The sequence below is a fragment of the Streptomyces sp. KR80 genome (assembly GCF_052245555.1).
Taxonomy (GTDB): Bacteria; Actinomycetota; Actinomycetes; order Streptomycetales; family Streptomycetaceae; genus Streptomyces.
This window is the reverse complement of record NZ_JBQQCD010000016.1, coordinates 48,320-63,314: the sequence shown is the minus strand read 5'-3', so window position 1 is coordinate 63,314 and position 14,995 is coordinate 48,320. Positions and strand designations below refer to the sequence as shown.

Annotated in this window: 13 protein-coding genes and 1 pseudogene; 4 read left to right on the top strand and 10 right to left on the bottom strand. The window is 69.7% G+C overall.

Going from position 1 to position 14,995, the window contains the following annotated elements; genetic code table 11:
* Positions 1-28: 28 nt before the first annotated feature.
* From ACTWQI_RS21670 to ACTWQI_RS21625, 10 genes and pseudogenes are all read right to left on the bottom strand, one after another.
* Positions 29-1,064, bottom strand: a pseudogene (locus ACTWQI_RS21670) (extracellular catalytic domain type 1 short-chain-length polyhydroxyalkanoate depolymerase); the annotation flags it as partial.
* Between the two features lie 180 nt (positions 1,065-1,244).
* Positions 1,245-1,901, bottom strand: a complete 657-nt coding sequence (locus tag ACTWQI_RS21665) for a CoA transferase subunit B (protein ID WP_443272859.1) — start codon at positions 1,899-1,901, stop codon at positions 1,245-1,247.
* Between the two features lies 1 nt (position 1,902).
* Positions 1,903-2,685, bottom strand: a complete 783-nt coding sequence (locus ACTWQI_RS21660) for a CoA transferase subunit A (protein WP_443272857.1) — start codon at positions 2,683-2,685, stop codon at positions 1,903-1,905.
* 198 nt (positions 2,686-2,883) lie between these two features.
* Positions 2,884-4,239, bottom strand: a complete 1,356-nt coding sequence (locus ACTWQI_RS21655) for a cellulase-like family protein (RefSeq protein ID WP_443272855.1) — start codon at positions 4,237-4,239, stop codon at positions 2,884-2,886.
* A gap of 62 nt (positions 4,240-4,301) precedes the next feature.
* Positions 4,302-5,168: an SMP-30/gluconolactonase/LRE family protein gene (locus ACTWQI_RS21650; RefSeq protein ID WP_443272853.1), complete on the bottom strand. Its 867-nt coding sequence runs from the start codon at positions 5,166-5,168 to the stop codon at positions 4,302-4,304.
* Positions 5,169-5,190: 22 nt separating this feature from the next.
* The gene (locus ACTWQI_RS21645; RefSeq protein WP_443272851.1) at positions 5,191-6,141 is read right to left on the bottom strand and encodes a sugar kinase; all 951 of its coding nucleotides are present in this window, start codon (positions 6,139-6,141) and stop codon (positions 5,191-5,193) included.
* The gene (locus ACTWQI_RS21640; protein ID WP_443272849.1) at positions 6,138-6,788 is read right to left on the bottom strand and encodes a bifunctional 4-hydroxy-2-oxoglutarate aldolase/2-dehydro-3-deoxy-phosphogluconate aldolase; all 651 of its coding nucleotides are present in this window, start codon (positions 6,786-6,788) and stop codon (positions 6,138-6,140) included. Before ACTWQI_RS21640 ends, ACTWQI_RS21645 begins: the two co-directional genes overlap by 4 nt.
* A 3-nt stretch (positions 6,789-6,791) precedes the next feature.
* Complete coding sequence (dgoD, locus tag ACTWQI_RS21635; RefSeq protein WP_443272847.1) at positions 6,792-7,937, bottom strand: galactonate dehydratase; 1,146 nt, start codon at positions 7,935-7,937, stop codon at positions 6,792-6,794.
* Positions 7,934-8,683 carry a FadR/GntR family transcriptional regulator gene (locus tag ACTWQI_RS21630; RefSeq protein ID WP_443272845.1) on the bottom strand — a complete coding sequence of 250 codons (750 nt, stop codon included), beginning with the start codon at positions 8,681-8,683 and terminating at the stop codon, positions 7,934-7,936. Before ACTWQI_RS21630 ends, dgoD begins: the two co-directional genes overlap by 4 nt.
* Before the next feature lie 42 nt (positions 8,684-8,725).
* A complete protein-coding gene (locus ACTWQI_RS21625; protein WP_443272843.1) occupies positions 8,726-9,481 on the bottom strand; it encodes an SDR family NAD(P)-dependent oxidoreductase in 756 nt (251 codons plus the stop codon).
* A 205-nt stretch (positions 9,482-9,686) separates the two neighbouring features.
* On the opposite strand from ACTWQI_RS21625, the gene ACTWQI_RS21620 reads away from it, so the two are divergent.
* The 4 genes from ACTWQI_RS21620 (at position 9,687) to ACTWQI_RS21605 (ending at position 14,943) form a co-directional block, all read left to right on the top strand.
* Positions 9,687-11,036, top strand: coding sequence for an ABC transporter substrate-binding protein (locus tag ACTWQI_RS21620; RefSeq protein WP_443272841.1), 1,350 nt, complete (start codon positions 9,687-9,689; stop codon positions 11,034-11,036).
* A gap of 63 nt (positions 11,037-11,099) precedes the next feature.
* A complete protein-coding gene (locus ACTWQI_RS21615; protein ID WP_443272839.1) occupies positions 11,100-12,002 on the top strand; it encodes a carbohydrate ABC transporter permease in 903 nt (300 codons plus the stop codon).
* Positions 11,999-12,922, top strand: a complete 924-nt coding sequence (locus ACTWQI_RS21610; protein WP_443272838.1) for a carbohydrate ABC transporter permease — start codon at positions 11,999-12,001, stop codon at positions 12,920-12,922. The genes ACTWQI_RS21615 and ACTWQI_RS21610 overlap by 4 nt, the downstream gene beginning before the upstream one ends.
* The gene (locus tag ACTWQI_RS21605; RefSeq protein ID WP_443272837.1) at positions 12,919-14,943 is read left to right on the top strand and encodes a beta-galactosidase; all 2,025 of its coding nucleotides are present in this window, start codon (positions 12,919-12,921) and stop codon (positions 14,941-14,943) included. The genes ACTWQI_RS21610 and ACTWQI_RS21605 overlap by 4 nt, the downstream gene beginning before the upstream one ends.
* The last annotated feature ends 52 nt before the right edge of the window (positions 14,944-14,995 follow it).

Genomic DNA, 14,995 nt, shown 5'->3' with positions numbered 1-14,995 from the left:
CTGTGGGGCCGTACTACTCGCCGCTGCCCAGCCCGAAGAACGCCACGATCCAGTGGCTGGAGCAGATCGAGTCGAGGAAGTGGGCGCCGCTGCTGCCGCACTGCTCGGGTCCGGTGCCGGGGTCGACCGGGGTGCCATGGCCGATGCCCGGGACCCGGTCGACCTCGACGGCGACCGAGCCGTCCCCGGGCGAGGTACTCCTCGTGCCGGGTGGAGTTCGGGCCGATGGTGGACGTCCGGCTGGGCGTCTGGGACAGACCGTGCAACGCCGTCCACTGGTCTCGCAGTTCATCGGCGTTGCGGGGTACGACCGTGGTGTCCTCGTCACCGTGCCAGACGGCGATCCGCGGCCACGGCCCGGTCCAGGAGGGGTAGGCGTCGCGGACGCGCTGCGCCCACTGCCCGGGGGTGAGGTCGACGCCGGGGTTCATGCACCGGTAGGCGCCGGCGGACTGGGCGCAGCCGTAAGGGAGTCCGGCGACGACGGCTCCGGTGGCGAAGACATCCGGATAGGTGGCGAGCATGACCGAGGTCATGGCTCCTCCAGCGGACAGGCCGGTGATGTGGATCCGCCCGGGGTCGGCTTCGTAGGCGGAGACGGCGTACGCGGCCATCTGCCGGATGGAGGCCGCCTCGCCCTGGCCCCGGCGGTTGTCGATCGCCTGGAACCAGTTGAAGCAGCTGCTGGGGTTGTTCGTGCTGGTGGTCTCGGCGAACACCAGCAGGAATCCGTGCCGGTCGGCGAGTTCGACCAGGCCGGAGTGGTCGGCGTAGCTCTGGGCGCTCTGGGTGCATCCGTGCAGAGCGATCACGACAGCGGGGTGTGCGGGCAGCGACGGGGGCCGGTGGACGTACATGTTCAACCGGCCCGGGTTGGGGCCGAACGAGTCGACCTTCGTCAGGGTGGGCGCGGCGTGCCCGGTCGGCGCGGGACCCGCCAGGGCCACGCCGAGCAGCAGCGCGACGGAGGCCAGCAGACGGGTCAGGGCCCGCCGCCGCGGGCCCGTCGGCGGGGGGTGAGGTATGCGTGGCGGCGGTGCTGGGACGGGACGTGACCTCGGCATGGCGGCTCCCTCGATGGCGTACGGACGGCCTGCGGGCCCGTCCCGGCCGGGTGCGGCGGGAGCGGGCCCGGGTGTTCGGCACCGTAGGGGTGCGCCACGCGGCACTGGTATGGCACGGGGCACCACAGCCGGACCGTCACGGCACGCATCGCCGAGGATGGTGCCATCGGGCAACGCCTGCTAACGGGCGGCCCTGTCGAGGAGTGCTGGAATGACCAGTTCTGCCGTCGTCGCCGCCCGCACCTCGTCGACCGTGACGCCGGGGGCCAGTTCCGCCAGCGCGAGACCCGCGGGTGTGACGTCGATGACGGCGAGGTCGGTGACGATCCGCTGCACGACGCGCCGTCCGGTCAGCGGCAGGGTGCATTCCTCGACGAGCTTCGGACTGCCGTCCTTCCCGGTGTGCTCCATCAGCACGATCACCCGGCGCGCCCCGTGCACCAGGTCCATGGCACCGCCCATCCCTTTGATCATCTTCCCCGGCACCACCCAGTTCGCGAGGTCGCCCGAGGACGACACCTGCAGGGCACCCAGCACCGCGGTGTTGATATGGCCGCCGCGGATCATCCCGAAGGACAGCGCTGAGTCGAAGAACGAGGCGCCGGGCAGTACCGTCACGGTCTCCTTGCCCGCATTGATCAGGTCGGCGTCGATGTCGCGCTCGACGGGGGAGGGGCCGACGCCGAGGATGCCGTTCTCGGACTGGAGCGCCACCTCCACGCCGGGCGGCAAGTGGTCCGGGATCAGTGTGGGCAGGCCGATCCCCAGGTTGACGCAGGTGCCGTCAACCAGTTCCCGGGCGGCGCGCGCCGCCATCTGCTCGCGTGTGAGGGCCATGTCAGGCACCGCCTTCCCGCTCGGCGCGGACCGTTCTGCGCTCGATGCGCCGCTCGGCGTCCGGGTCGTCGGCACCCAGGGCGACGACGCGCTGCACGAACACCGCCGGCACATGCACCGCGTCCGGGTCCAGCTCACCGGGCTCGACCAGCTCCTCGACCTCGGCGATCGTGACCCGGCCCGCCATCGCAGCCAGTGGGTTGAAATTGCGGGCCGAGCGGTGGCACACCAGATTGCCGTGGCGGTCCCCGACGGCCGCGCGCACCAGCGCGAAGTCGGTGGTGATGCCTTCCTCCAGCAGATGCTCACGGCCGCCGAAGACCCGTATCTCCTTGGGCGGTGACGCAACCGCGACACCGCCGTCCGGGCCGTACCGCCAGGGCAGCCCGCCCTCACCGACCTGTGTGCCCGCACCGGCCGGGGTGTAGAACGCCGGGATACCGCAGCCGCCGGCGCGCAACCGCTCCGCGAGCGTGCCCTGCGGCACCAGTTCGACCTCCAGTTCACCACTGAGGTACTGGCGGGCGAACTCCTTGTTCTCGCCCACATAGGAGCCGGTCATCCGGGCGATCCGGCCCGCGCGCAGCAGTAGCCCGAGCCCCCAGTCGTCCACGCCGCAGTTGTTGGACACCACCCTGAGGTCGGTCACATCACGCCGCAGCAGCTCCGCGATCAGCGCGCTCGGTATGCCGCACAGCCCGAAGCCGCCGACGGCGAGCGAAGCCCCGTCGGGGATGTCCGCCACCACCTCGGCCACGCTCGCGACTGTCCTGTCCAGACCCATACGGCCCCTCTCCACCAGGCAGCGACCGGTGCGACGCGCTGGCCCCTGCAGACGACGCGTCGACCCTAGGAACCCGCCCCTGCTGGAACCATGGCGCGCACCCACACCCTCGGGCGGCGGCACCTGTGGCCCGCACCCTCCCCGGACCCGCGGACGGACCCACGGACGGACCCACGGAGGAGATCAGATGACTCGCCGTCACAGCCAGAAGTGAGCCAAACTCGTTGTATTGACGGGCTCACCCGAGCGCATGGACGTGGTGCTGGTGTCGGTGATGTGTGCGTTGACGCGGCGCATCCAATCCTGGTCGGTGTGCCACATGGGGTGGTGCGGTGCGGCGTTGGAGGTGGGGACGACTCCGCGGAAGCCTGCTCGCAGGCAGCGGTCGACGGTGTACTCGGCGAGGTCCTTGCCGACGGCGTCTTCTTCGAATCGGGTCAGGCGCGGGGTGTAGCCGATGACACCCTCGCCGAGGACAGCGGGGATGCCTCGGCGCCGGGCGAAGTCGGCGACGGAGTCGACCCACAGGGCCAGGGTCTGGCGCATGGACTCGCGGTGGGGCAGGTAGTTCTCGTACAGCCACTGGTCCCACTTTTCGGGGTCGACCCAGTCATGGACGTAGAACAGTTCGCGCGGCACGCCGGTCGCTGCCAGCTGCCAGGGGGCGTCGGGACGGTAGTCGTCGAACGGCGGCGCGTCCGGGAGGAGCATGGCTGCCAGTTCGGGCGTCGGCCAGACTGCGGTCTCGGGGCGCCGTTGGGTGCCGTACCCCAGACCGACGGCTTCGTACAGGGCTCCGAGGACACCGTAAGCATAGAAGTGGAAGTGAGCGATCTGTGCACCCTCGGGAAGGTCTGACATTTCCAGTGGCCAGGGCTCTCCGAGAGAGTAAGTGACGGGGATGGCAGGGTGGCGGGAGCGCAGAGATTCGACAGCGCGTCCCAGCGGTTCCCTGAGCCGTGCGTAGTGGCCGTGGCTGTCGTCGGGGACCAGAGAGCAGTTGTCGACCTCGTTGTGCACCTCGACGTAGGCGATGGGGTGGGCCAGGTCGCGCTCGGTGAGGAAGTCCAGGAGGTTCCCGAGCGCTTCGGCCATGGTGTCGGCACGCTCGTGAGGTGGCACGGCGGCCAGGGCGCGGTGCCAGTGGTCGCTGTCGGCGAAGCAGGGAGACTGCTGGTACTCCCAGGACGAGACGATGACGCGGCAGTTGTGGCGGGCTGCGGCTTGGAAGAGTTCGGTCAGGCGCCTGCGGCCGTCGAGGCGGTAGCCGCCGCGCACGTTGTACCAGCGGGTGCGCTGGCCGAAGTTCTTGCCGAGGCCGCGGATGTGGATCCCGTCAGGGTCCGGCACCCGTCCGGAGAACAGCAGGAAGGGCATGACGCAGATGCGGACGGTGTTGAAGCCGCGGTCCACTGCCTCGCGGAAGGCCCGGTCGATGTCGGCGAAGGGTTCTCCCGGGCCGGCTTGGGTGTACCAGCTGAAGTCCCACAGGGTGATCGCCATGCGGTCCGAGATGGCGGGGGAACTGGGGGTGGTTGGTTCTGCGGTGGTCATGGTGCATCCGTTGGCTCGTGGAGGGGCGGTGAAGGGCGTGCGGGGGAGACTGCGTGTCGGGTTCAGGTGAGGCGGGCTGCCGCGGTGGGCAGTCCTGCGACGGGGCTGGTGACGGCGATGGTGCGGCCGTCGGTTGAGTTCGGGGTGTCCAGGGCGTAGGTGGCGGTGGTGATGTACAGGTCCGTGAGGCCGGGGCCGCCGAAGGCGCACGAGGTGGGCTGCTGGGCGGGAAGGCGGAGAACGCGGACGAGGGTGCCGTCGGGGGCGTAGCGGCGTATGCGGGACCCGCCCCATTCGGCGGACCACAGGTGGCCCTGGCAGTCGACGGCCATGCCGTCGGGCACGCCCTCGTGGGGGGAGAGTTGAGCGAAGAGCCAGGGGGTGCCGATGGCGCCTGTGTCCAGGTCGTAGGGGTAGGCATGGATACGGCGCTGCGCACTGTCGGCCAGATACATCATGGTGCCGTCGGGCGAGAAGGCCGGTCCGTTGGGGATGGTCAGGCCGTCCAGGATCTTTGTGACGGTGCCATCGGTATCCATCCGGTAGAGCGAACCGGCGCCGGGGCTGGCGTCGTATGCCATGGAACCGGCGAGGAAGCGGCCGCGGTGGTCGGCGCATCCGTCGTTCATCCGCATGCGTGTGGGGGCGCCGTCCTCAGGCCGGGCGATCCAGTCGAGCCGGTCGTGGTGGAGGAGGGCGAAGCCGGTGCCGCAGGCGGCGACCCATCCTTCCGCTTCCTGGAGGGGGGCCACGGCTCCCAGGGGCGTCGCGAGGGTGAGGAGGCGCTGGGTGCGGCCGGTTGCGGGGCGGTGTTCCCACAACTGGCCGGCGAGGAGGTCGACCCAGACCGCTCGGTCGTGGATCCAGCGGGCGCCTTCGCCGAGTTCGTGGGGCGGGCCGATGGTGCGGATCTCGTCGGTGGGGGGCATGTGGACTTCCGTGGGTGTGGGATCAGCGCAGGGTGGTGTCGGGCTGGAGGGTGAGCAGGGGTAGTTCGGCCCGGGTCGGCAGTCCTTCCCAGTCGCCGTGGGAGGCGACGCAGAAGGCGCCGGTGGCCGAGGCTCGGTGCAGTCGCTGGTCCAGGCCGAGGCCGTCGAGGAGGGCGGAGAGGTATCCGGCGGCAAAGGCGTCGCCGGCGCCGACGGCATCGACGGCGGGCACGGGCAGGGCGGGGGTGTCGGCTGTGCCGTCGGGGGTATGGACGGTGGCGCCGCGGCTGCCGTGTTTGACGACGACTTCCCGGACGCCCGCAGTGTGCAGAGCGGCGATGGGATCGTGCGGCTTGCCGGTGGCGGCCCGGACCACGTCGAGTTCGTCGTCGCCGCAGAAGAAGATGTCCACCAGCGGCAGTACGGCGGCCAGGTGGTGCGCCGCCTCGTCCACCGAGCACAGCCGGGCGCGGTGGTTGACGTCGTAACTGATGGTCGCCTGCTGCATCTTGGCTTGCCGCAGGGCCTGTCGGCATGCCTGCCGGGGGGAGTCGCCAAGAGCGAGGGTGATGCCGGAGGTGTGGACGACCCGTGGTCGGTTCGCGAGCGCGGGTGTGACATCGGCAGGGGTGAGTCGGGAGCCGGCCGAGCCTGAGCGGTGGTAGGTGACACGGGTCAGGGCGGCGGTGCGGGCGACGCGGATCAGCAGGCCGGTGGCTGCCTCGGGGTCGGTGACGGCGGCGCTGGTGTCGACGCCGGCTCCGCGCAGCGTGCTGAGGATGAGGTCGCCGGTGTCGTCGTTGCCGATGCGGCCGCACCATGCGGCGGCGTGGCCGAGCCGTGCGGCGCCGATGGCGACGGTGGCTTCGGCGCCGGCGACCGAGGCGCGCAGCTGCCCGCCCAGTCGCAGTGGGCCAGGGTCTTCGTGGCGCAGGGAGAGCAGGGCTTCCCCGATGGTGAGCAGGTCAGTCACGTGGGTGCTCCGATGGCGTCCAGAAGAGCTGAGGCGCGGTCCTTGAGCTGGGTGAGGCAACCGCCGTCCGCGGCGTCTCCGATGAGCGGTGAGCCGACGCCGACGGCGATGGCTCCCGCGTGGAGCAGCTGGCGTGCTTCGGCGGCGCCGATGCCGCCGACGGGGACGAACGGGGTGTGGGGGAATGGCTGGCGCAGCGCCCGCAGGTAGTCGGCACCGCCCAGGGAGGCGGGGAAGAGCTTGACTGCGGCGCAGCCCGCCGCGGTGGTGGCAGCGGAGACCTCGGTGGGGGTCAGTGCGCCGACCAGGACCGGCAGGTCCAGGGCGAACGATTGCGTCACTCCCGGGCCCAGGCCGGGGGTGACGACGAAGCAGGCTCCGCTGTCGCGGGCGCGACGAGCGTCCTGTGCAGTCAGGACGGTTCCTGCACCGATGATTCCCGCGTTGCCGACCTCGTGGGCGGTTCGGTCGAGGGCCTTGAGGGCGTCGTGGCCGGTGAGCGAGATCTCGACGAGGCGGATGCCGCATTCCACGAGTGTCACCGCGGTGCGGACGACGGCCGCGGGATCGTTGCCGCGGACGATGGCCAAGAGGCGGTGGAGCCGAAGAATGTCGGTCAGGTCGCGGGAGGTGAGGCTGGTTGTCATGGGTCACCACTCCGCGAAGGATCCGTCGGGGTGTGTCCACACCGGCGAGCGCCACCGGTGTCCGGTCTCGGCGGCTCGCCGGACGGCGGCCTCGTCGATGCTGACACCCAGGCCCGAGCCCTGGGGTCGGGCTACATGGCCGTCGGCGAAGGCGAATATCGAAGGGTCGACGAGGTAGTCGAGGAGATCGTTGCCGATGTTGTAGTGGATGCCCAGGCTCTGCTCCTGGATCAGGAAGTTGGGAGCGCTGAAGGCGGTCTGCAGGCTGGCGGCGAGCGCGATCGGCCCGAGGGGGCAGTGCGGGGCCAGGGGGACGTCGAATGTCTCCGCGAGGGCCGCGATGCGGCGGACTTCGGAGATGCCGCCGGCGTGGGAGAGGTCGGGCTGGACGACGGCGATCCCGTCCAGCAGCGGCGGCAGGTACTCCGCGCGCGAGTACAGGCGTTCGCCGGTTGCCAGCGGGACGGATGTGCGGGGAACCAGGCGGCGCAGCGCCGGAAGGTGTTCGGGAAGGACCGGTTCTTCGGCGAAGAGCAGGTGGTAGGGCTCGAGGAGAGGCAGCAGGCGGGCGGCGTTGGTGACCGAGACGCGGCCGTGGAAGTCGAGGGCCAGGTCGCGGTGGTCGCCGAGGATGGAGCGGGCCACCTCCACGCGCGCGAGGACCTCATGGGTCTCGGCTGGGGTGGCGATGGGACCCATGCGGCCGCAGGCGTTCATTTTCACGGCGGTGAAGCCGTTGCCGACCTGGGCGGCGATCGCATCGGCGATCTCGCGGGGCTCATCTCCGCCCACCCACGAGTAGACCCGGACCCGGTCCCGCACCGGGCCGCCCAGCAGCTCGTGCACGGGCGCCCCGCGGGCCTTTCCGGCGATGTCCCATAGGGCTTGGTCCAAGCCTGCGACGGCGCTGGCCAGGATCGGCCCGCCTCGGTAGAAGCCGCCCTTGGTGAGGATTTGCCAGTGGGCCTCGATGGGTAGCGGGTCCCGCCCGATGAGGAGGTCGGCCAGTTCGTGGACGGCGGCGCGGACGGTGTCGGAGCGCCCTTCGATCAGCGGTTCGCCCCAGCCGTCGATGCCTTCGTCGGTGGATATCTTGCAGAAGAGCCAGCGTGGTGGGACGGGAAACGTCTCGACCTTGGTGATTTTCACGCTTCGTCCCCCTGATCGTCTTCGGCACCTTCGGCTTGGCCGTCCTCGCAGCTGCGTTCCAGGCAGTCGAGGTCGTGGCGCGCCTGGTCCAGCAAGGTGCGCATGGCGGCTTCGGCGGCGTCGGGGTGGCCGGAGCGGACGGCGTCCAGGACGGCCTGGTGGCTGGGCACGGGGTTCGTGGCATGGGAGCCGGCGTGGACGAGCCGGTCGCGTTCCGCGAGGCCGACGGCGAGGATCATCTCCATCTGCCGGAGCAGCTCGTTGTGGGCGGCGGCCAGCAGGGCGCGGTGGAACGCCAGGTCGGCCTCGACGGCATCGCCGTCTCCGTCCGCCGCCGCGCTCATGGCGGCGAGGGCTTCCTGCAGGCGTTCCAAGTCCGTCTCGGTGCGGCGTTCGGCGGCCAGCCGGGCGGTGGCAGGCTCAACGATGCCGCGCACCTCGGCCAGTTCGTCGAGGAAGATCTTGTTCTTCTGCTGGGTGAAGCGCCAGCGCAGCATGTCGGCGTCGAGCAGGTGCCAGTCCTCACGCGGTCGCACGAAGGTGCCGCGCTTTTGCCGGGCATCCACCAGGCCCTTGGCGGTCAGCACCTTGAAGGCCTCGCGCAGGACGGTCCGGCTGATGTCGAGTTCGGCTTCGAGCGCGGGTATGTCCAGTACCTCACCGGGTGCGATCTGCCCGGATATGATCCTTGTGGCAAGTTCGTGCACGATCTGTCCGTGCAGGCCCCGCCTGGTGTAGCCCCCCACGTGTCCTCCCTGAAGGTGGTTGGTTGCGGCCTCTGGCTCGCGTCAGGCTGAGTCCTTGATGATGCTCCAGCCGCCGTCGACGACGAGGCTGGCTCCGGTGATGAAGCTGGCGTCGGCACAGGCGAGGAAGGCGATCGCCGAGGCGACTTCGGAGGGCAGTCCGAACCGGCCCGCTGCGGTCTGGGCGATGCTGCGCTGGCGGGCCTCTTCCGGGATCGCGTCCCAGGCCGGGGTCAGGATCGGTCCCGGCAGGACGCAGTTGACTCGCACCCGCGGTCCGTACTCGACGGCGAGCTGGCGCGTGAGGGCGGTCAGGCCGCCCTTGGCCGCCGCATAGGCGGGGTGGCCGGGCAGACCGACCAGCGCATGCACCGACGAGACCAGCACCACGGCCGCGCCCCGCGCCTCAAAGTCGTCCATGAACGCGCGTACCCCGAGGAACGAGGCGGTGAGCCCGACGGCCAGCTGCCGCTCCCACACCGCCACCGGCATCCGGTGGGCGGGGGCGGCCTGTTGCACCGCAGCGTTGCTGACCAGGACATCCGCCCCTCCCACGGCATCGGCCGCCGCGCGCAGCGCGGCCCAGTCCTTCTCCTGCGACACGTCGCAGGGCACGAACTGCGCCTTCGCCCCGAGTTCGTCGGCCAATGCGGCGCCGCGCGCCTCGTCGATGTCGGCGAGCAGCACGGTTGCGCCTTCGTCTGCGAAGCGGCGCGCGGTGGCGGCACCGATTCCCGAGGCGGCGCCGGTGACCACCACCGTCCTGCCAGAAAAGCGACTATGCGCCCAGATGTGCACGGTTGCTCCTTACGTGAAGCGAGGCGGCGTGGCTGGGTGTCATGGCGACGCAGCCGTGACCGCGCCGCCACCGTACATGAACTCATTTTTTATTACTACTTCTTGACAGGGGGATCTCGGCGGCTCAATCTCTTGGCCAACGAACAGGCGGCCGAAGCCCGATACACCGGGCGCGCCGTCCGGCCTCGAGGAAGGACCCCCTCTCATGAGCGTCATCACCCGCCGCCGCAGACACCGGGGAGCCTTGGCATCCGTGCTTACGGCGGTGTCGGTTCTGGCCACCGCGTGTTCGGGCTCGGCCGCGACATCGCAGGATGACGCCTCCCAGAGCGCCCACAAGCCTGGCCAGAAGGTGAACCTGACCTTCTGGTCCTGGGTGCCGGGGGTGGACAAGGCGGTCGCCGTGTGGAACGCCGAACACCCGGACATCCAGGTCAAGCTGGAGAAGATCCCGGCGGGAAGCACCGGCGGGTACGCCAAGATGCGCGCCGCCCTCAAGGCCGGAAAGGCCCCGGAGCTGGCGCAGGTGGAGTACCAGGAGATCCCGTCGTTCCTCCTCGAAGAGGGCCTGGTGGACCTGGGCAAGTACGGCGTGAACAAGCACCGCGACCAGTTCGTCGGCTGGCAGTGGCAGCAGGGCGTGTTTGGCGACGGCGTCTACGCGGTCCCGCAGGCATCCGGCCCGATGGGGATGTTCTACCGCGCCGACCTGTACAAGAAGTGGGGCATCACCCCGCCCAAGACCTGGCAGGAGTTCGAGCAGGCCGCGAAGAAGGTTCGCGCCGCCGACCCCAAGGCGTACATTTCCACCTTCCCTCCGGGCAACTCCGCCTGGTTCACCGCGCTGGCCTGGCAGGCCGGGGCCAAGTGGTTCGACGTCAAGGGCGACACCTGGGTGGTCAACATCGACACCCCGCAGACCCGCAAGGTCGCCGCCTACTGGGACCGGCTGCGCCAGCAGAAGCTGATCAAGACCGAACCGGATTTCGCCAACGGCTGGTACAAGGACCTGCAGAAAGGCGGCGTCGTCTCCTGGGTCAGCGCCCAGTGGGGGGATGCGATCATCAGTGGTAACGCGCCGAAGACTGCGGGCAAGTGGCGGGCGGCCCCGATGCCGCAGTGGTCCGCTGGACGCAACGACTCCGCGAACTGGGGCGGCTCGTCCACCGCGGTCCTCAAGGGCGCCAAGCATGTCCCCGAGGCCATGCAGTTCGCCGTGTGGCTGAACACCGACCCCAAGAGCGTCGACCTGCTCATCCAGGGAGGCTACGGCTGGCCCGCCGCCAAGGGCGCGTTCCGGGGATCCGCGCTGGACAAGCCGTCGGCGTTCTTCGGCGGCCAGAAGTACAACGAATTGTTCGCAGAGTCGGACAAGCACATCGACAAGAGCTGGAAGTGGATCCCCACGATCGGTGCCACCTACCAGCATCTCAACGACGGCTTCCAGGCCGCGGCGTCCGGCAAGGGCACATTCGTCGACGCGGTCAGGCAGGCCCAGAAGCAGACCGTCGAGGACCTGAAGAGCAAGGGTCTGAAGGTCGCCACCGGTCAGTGACCGCCCCGGTGCGGGGAGCGGCCCAGACCGGTCTCCCCGCACCCGGACTCAAGGGAGAACCCCATGCCCACCCGGGTACGCAGACGGCGCAACACGGCGCCGATAGCGTTCGTGGCACCGTTCCTGAGCCTGTTCCTGCTGTTCTTCGTCGTCCCGATCGGCTATGCCGTCTACCAGAGCGTCATGGGCGTCCAGCGCAGCGGACCGCTCGGGCTCGGTGGTACCGAGGACGTCTTCGTCGGATTCGGCAACTACACCGAGGCCCTGTCCGACAGCGCCTTCGTGCACAGCATCGGGCGGGTCCTGGTCTTCGCGGCCGTGCAGATCCCCGTGATGATCGTCCTGGCCACCGCTCTCGCCCTGCTGCTGGACAGCGCCTCTGCCCGCGGTGTGCGCTTGTTCCGCACTGCCTACTTCCTGCCCTACGGCGTGCCTGGTGTCATCGCCTCCATCCTCTGGGGCTTCCTGTACGTGCCCGGGGTCAGCCCCGTGGTGGAGGTGCTCGGCGGCCTCGGCGTCCGGGCGGACTTCCTTGGCGGCAGCACCGTGCTGTGGTCCATCGCCAACGTCGTCACCTGGGAGTTCGCCGGCTACAACATGCTGGTGATCGTCGCACAGCTGCGTACCGTCCCCGGCGAGCTGTACGAGGCCGCTCGCATCGACGGCGCGAGCGCATGGCAGACGGTCTGCCACGTCAAGCTGCCCCTGCTGCGCCCGGCGCTGGTGCTGACCACGGTGTTCAGCATCATCGGCACGCTGCAGCTGTTCGCCGAGCCGCTGGTCCTCAAGCCCGTCTCGACCAGCATCGACAGTGCCTACACCCCCAACCTGAGCGCCTACAACGAAGCCTTCACCAAAGACAACTACAACCTCGCCGCCGCTGAGGCGGTGCTGCTCGCGCTCGCCACCTGCCTGTTGTCCTTCGGCTTCCTGCGGCTGATCAACCGAGGAGACAAGGACACATGAGCGTGGACACCCCGACCCGCCCGGATCTGCGGCGTCGCCCGGCCCACGCTCGTGAGGCCGCACCACGAACCAGCATCAGCGGCGTGACCGCCAGAAGCCGAGTCGTCGTCACCGGAGTTCTGGTCGCCGCGGCCGGGTACTTCCTTCTGCCGGTCTACTGGCTGCTGGTGGCCTCCACCAAGTCCACTGGCGACCTGTTCGGCAGCTTCGGCCTGTGGTTCTCCCGGCCCCAGCTGCTCGACAACCTGCGCCATGTGGCGACCCACGAGGACGGGATCTACCTGCGCTGGGCGGCCAACAGCCTGCTGTACGCCGGTCTCGGCGCCGCGGTCGCCACCTTCCTGTCCGCACTGGCCGGGTACGCGCTGGCCAAGTACCAGTTCCGTGGCCGGGAAGCGATCTTCAACCTGGTCCTCGGCGGCGTGCTGATTCCCGCCACCGCACTCGCCCTGCCGACGTACCTGCTGTTCAGCCGGGTGGACCTGGCCAACACCTACTGGGCCGTGCTGCTGCCCAGCTTCGTCAGCCCTTTCGGGGTGTACCTGTGCCGCATCTACGCCGCCGCCTCCATCCCTGACGAGCTGCTGGAGGCGGCCCGCATCGACGGTGCGGGCGAGTTCCGGACCTTCCGCGTCATCGGTCTGCGGATCATGACCCCGGCGCTGGTGACCATCTTCCTGTTCCAGTTCGTCGGCATCTGGAACAACTACTTCCTGCCGCTGGTGATGCTCTCCGACCCCAAGCTGTACCCCGTCACCCTCGGGCTGACCTCCTGGCAGTCCTTCGCCGACCGTCAGCCGGACCTGTACCAGCTCACCGTCGGCGGCGCCTTCGTCTCCGTCATCCCGCTCATGGCGGCGATGGTCGTACTCCAGCGCTTCTGGCGTAGCGGACTGACTCAAGGAAGTGTCAAGGGATGACCGACCGTATCGACCTGTTCCGCACAAGAGTGCCCGGGCTCGCCTTCGGCGGCGACTACAACCCCGAGCAGTGGCCGCGAGAGGTCTGGTCCGACGACCACCGGCTGATGAAGGAAGCCGGTGTCAACCTCGTCAGCGTCGGCATCTTCTCGTGGGCGATGGTCGAGCCCGAACCCGGCCGGTTCGACTTCGGCTGGTTCGACGAGGTCATGGACGGCCTCGCGGCGGCCGGGGTCAGCGCGTGCCTGGCCACGATGACCGCCTCCCCACCGCCGTGGATGGCCGAACTGCACCCCGAGACCCTGCCCATGCGCGCCGACGGCACACGGCTGTGGCCCGGAGGGCGGCAGCAGTACTGCCCCAGCAGCCCCGTCTACCGCCGCTACGCCGCGCGCCTGGTGGAGCAGATCGGCCGCCGTTACCGCGACCACCCGGCGCTGGCGCTGTGGCACATCGGCAACGAGTACGGCGTACACGTCTCCACCTGCTACTGCGACACTTCCACCGAGGCGTTCCGCAGCTGGCTGCAGCACCGTTACGGCACCCTGGACGCCCTCAACGACGCATGGTCGACCACCTTCTGGTCCCAGCGCTACGGCGACTGGCAGCAGATCCTGCCCCCGCGCATCGCACCCACCTTCCCCAACCCCGCCCAGCAGATCGACTTCCTGCGCTTCAGCTCCGACGAGCTGCTCGCCTGCTACCGCATGGAACGCGACACGCTGCGGGAGATCGCCCCGCACGTTCCGGCCACCACGAACCTGCTCGGCGTGTGGAAGCCGGTGGACTTCTTCTCCTGGGCATCGGAACTCGACATCGTCAGCCACGACTCCTATCCCGACCCCGCCGACCCGAACAGCCACATCGAGGCCGCGTTCGGCTACGACCTGATGCGCTCGCTGCGCCAGGGACAGCCTTGGCTGGTGATGGAGCAAGCCCCGAGCGCGGTGAACTGGCGCCAGCGCAACAGTCCCAAGCCGCCGGGCGTGATGCGCCTGTGGAGCTGGCAGGCGATCGCCCAGGGGGCGGACTCGGTCCTGTTCTTCCAGTGGCGCCAGTCCCGCGGTGGGGCGGAGAAGTACCACTCCGGGATGGTCCCGCACGGCGGCGAGCACACCCGGACCTTCCAAGAGATCCGCGACCTCGGCAGTGAGCTCGCACGCGTGCCCTCCCTCGCGGGCACCCGGGTCACCGCCGAGGTAGCGGTTGTCATGGACTGGTCCAGCTGGTGGGGGCTGGAGCTGGACTCGCACCCGTCTTCCGGCCTACGGCAGATGGACGCCAATCTCGCACACTACGCACCGCTGTTCGGGGCCGGTGTCACCACCGACGTCGTACACCCGACGGCGGACCTGTCGGGGTACCGCCTCGTCGTCGTCCCCAACTTGTACATGGCCGACGAAGCCGCGGCCCGCAACCTCGTCGAGTACGTGCGCGCCGGCGGCCATCTGCTGATGTCCTTCTTCTCCGGCATCGTCGACGAGTGCGACCGGGTCCACCTCGGCGGATACCCCGCCCCATTTCGCGAACTGCTCGGCCTGCATGTCGAGGAGTTCTGGCCGCTGCCGGAGGCGGGCGAGGTCGGCATCCGCCTCGGTGACCGAGCCGGAGCGGGCAGCATGTGGTCAGAGAAGATCATCCTGGAGAGCGCGCAGAGGGTCGGCGAGTTCACCTCGGGCGACCTGGCCGGTGAACCTGCCATCACGCGGCACCGCTTCGGTGACGGTGTCGCTTGGTACCTGGGGACCCGGCCCGACCCCTCCACCATGCGCGCGCTGGTCCACCAGGTCCTCGTCGCCTCCGGCGTCGAGCCGGTGCTGCCCGGCCGCCCGGACGGCGTGCAGGCCGTGGTGCGCCGGGCACCGGACGGCAGGGAGTTCCTCATCCTGCTCAACCACACCTCTGACTCGGTCGAGCTGGACCTGCCGGTCCCGATGACCGACGAGCTGACCGCAGGCGGCGCGTTCGCCGACACGGTCACCCTCGCCCCGCGCCGCGTGGCGGTGCTGCGCCGCGCCTGAAAACCACCGAGCGCCGCCAACGTTCACGTCACTATCACACCCCGCCCGAAAG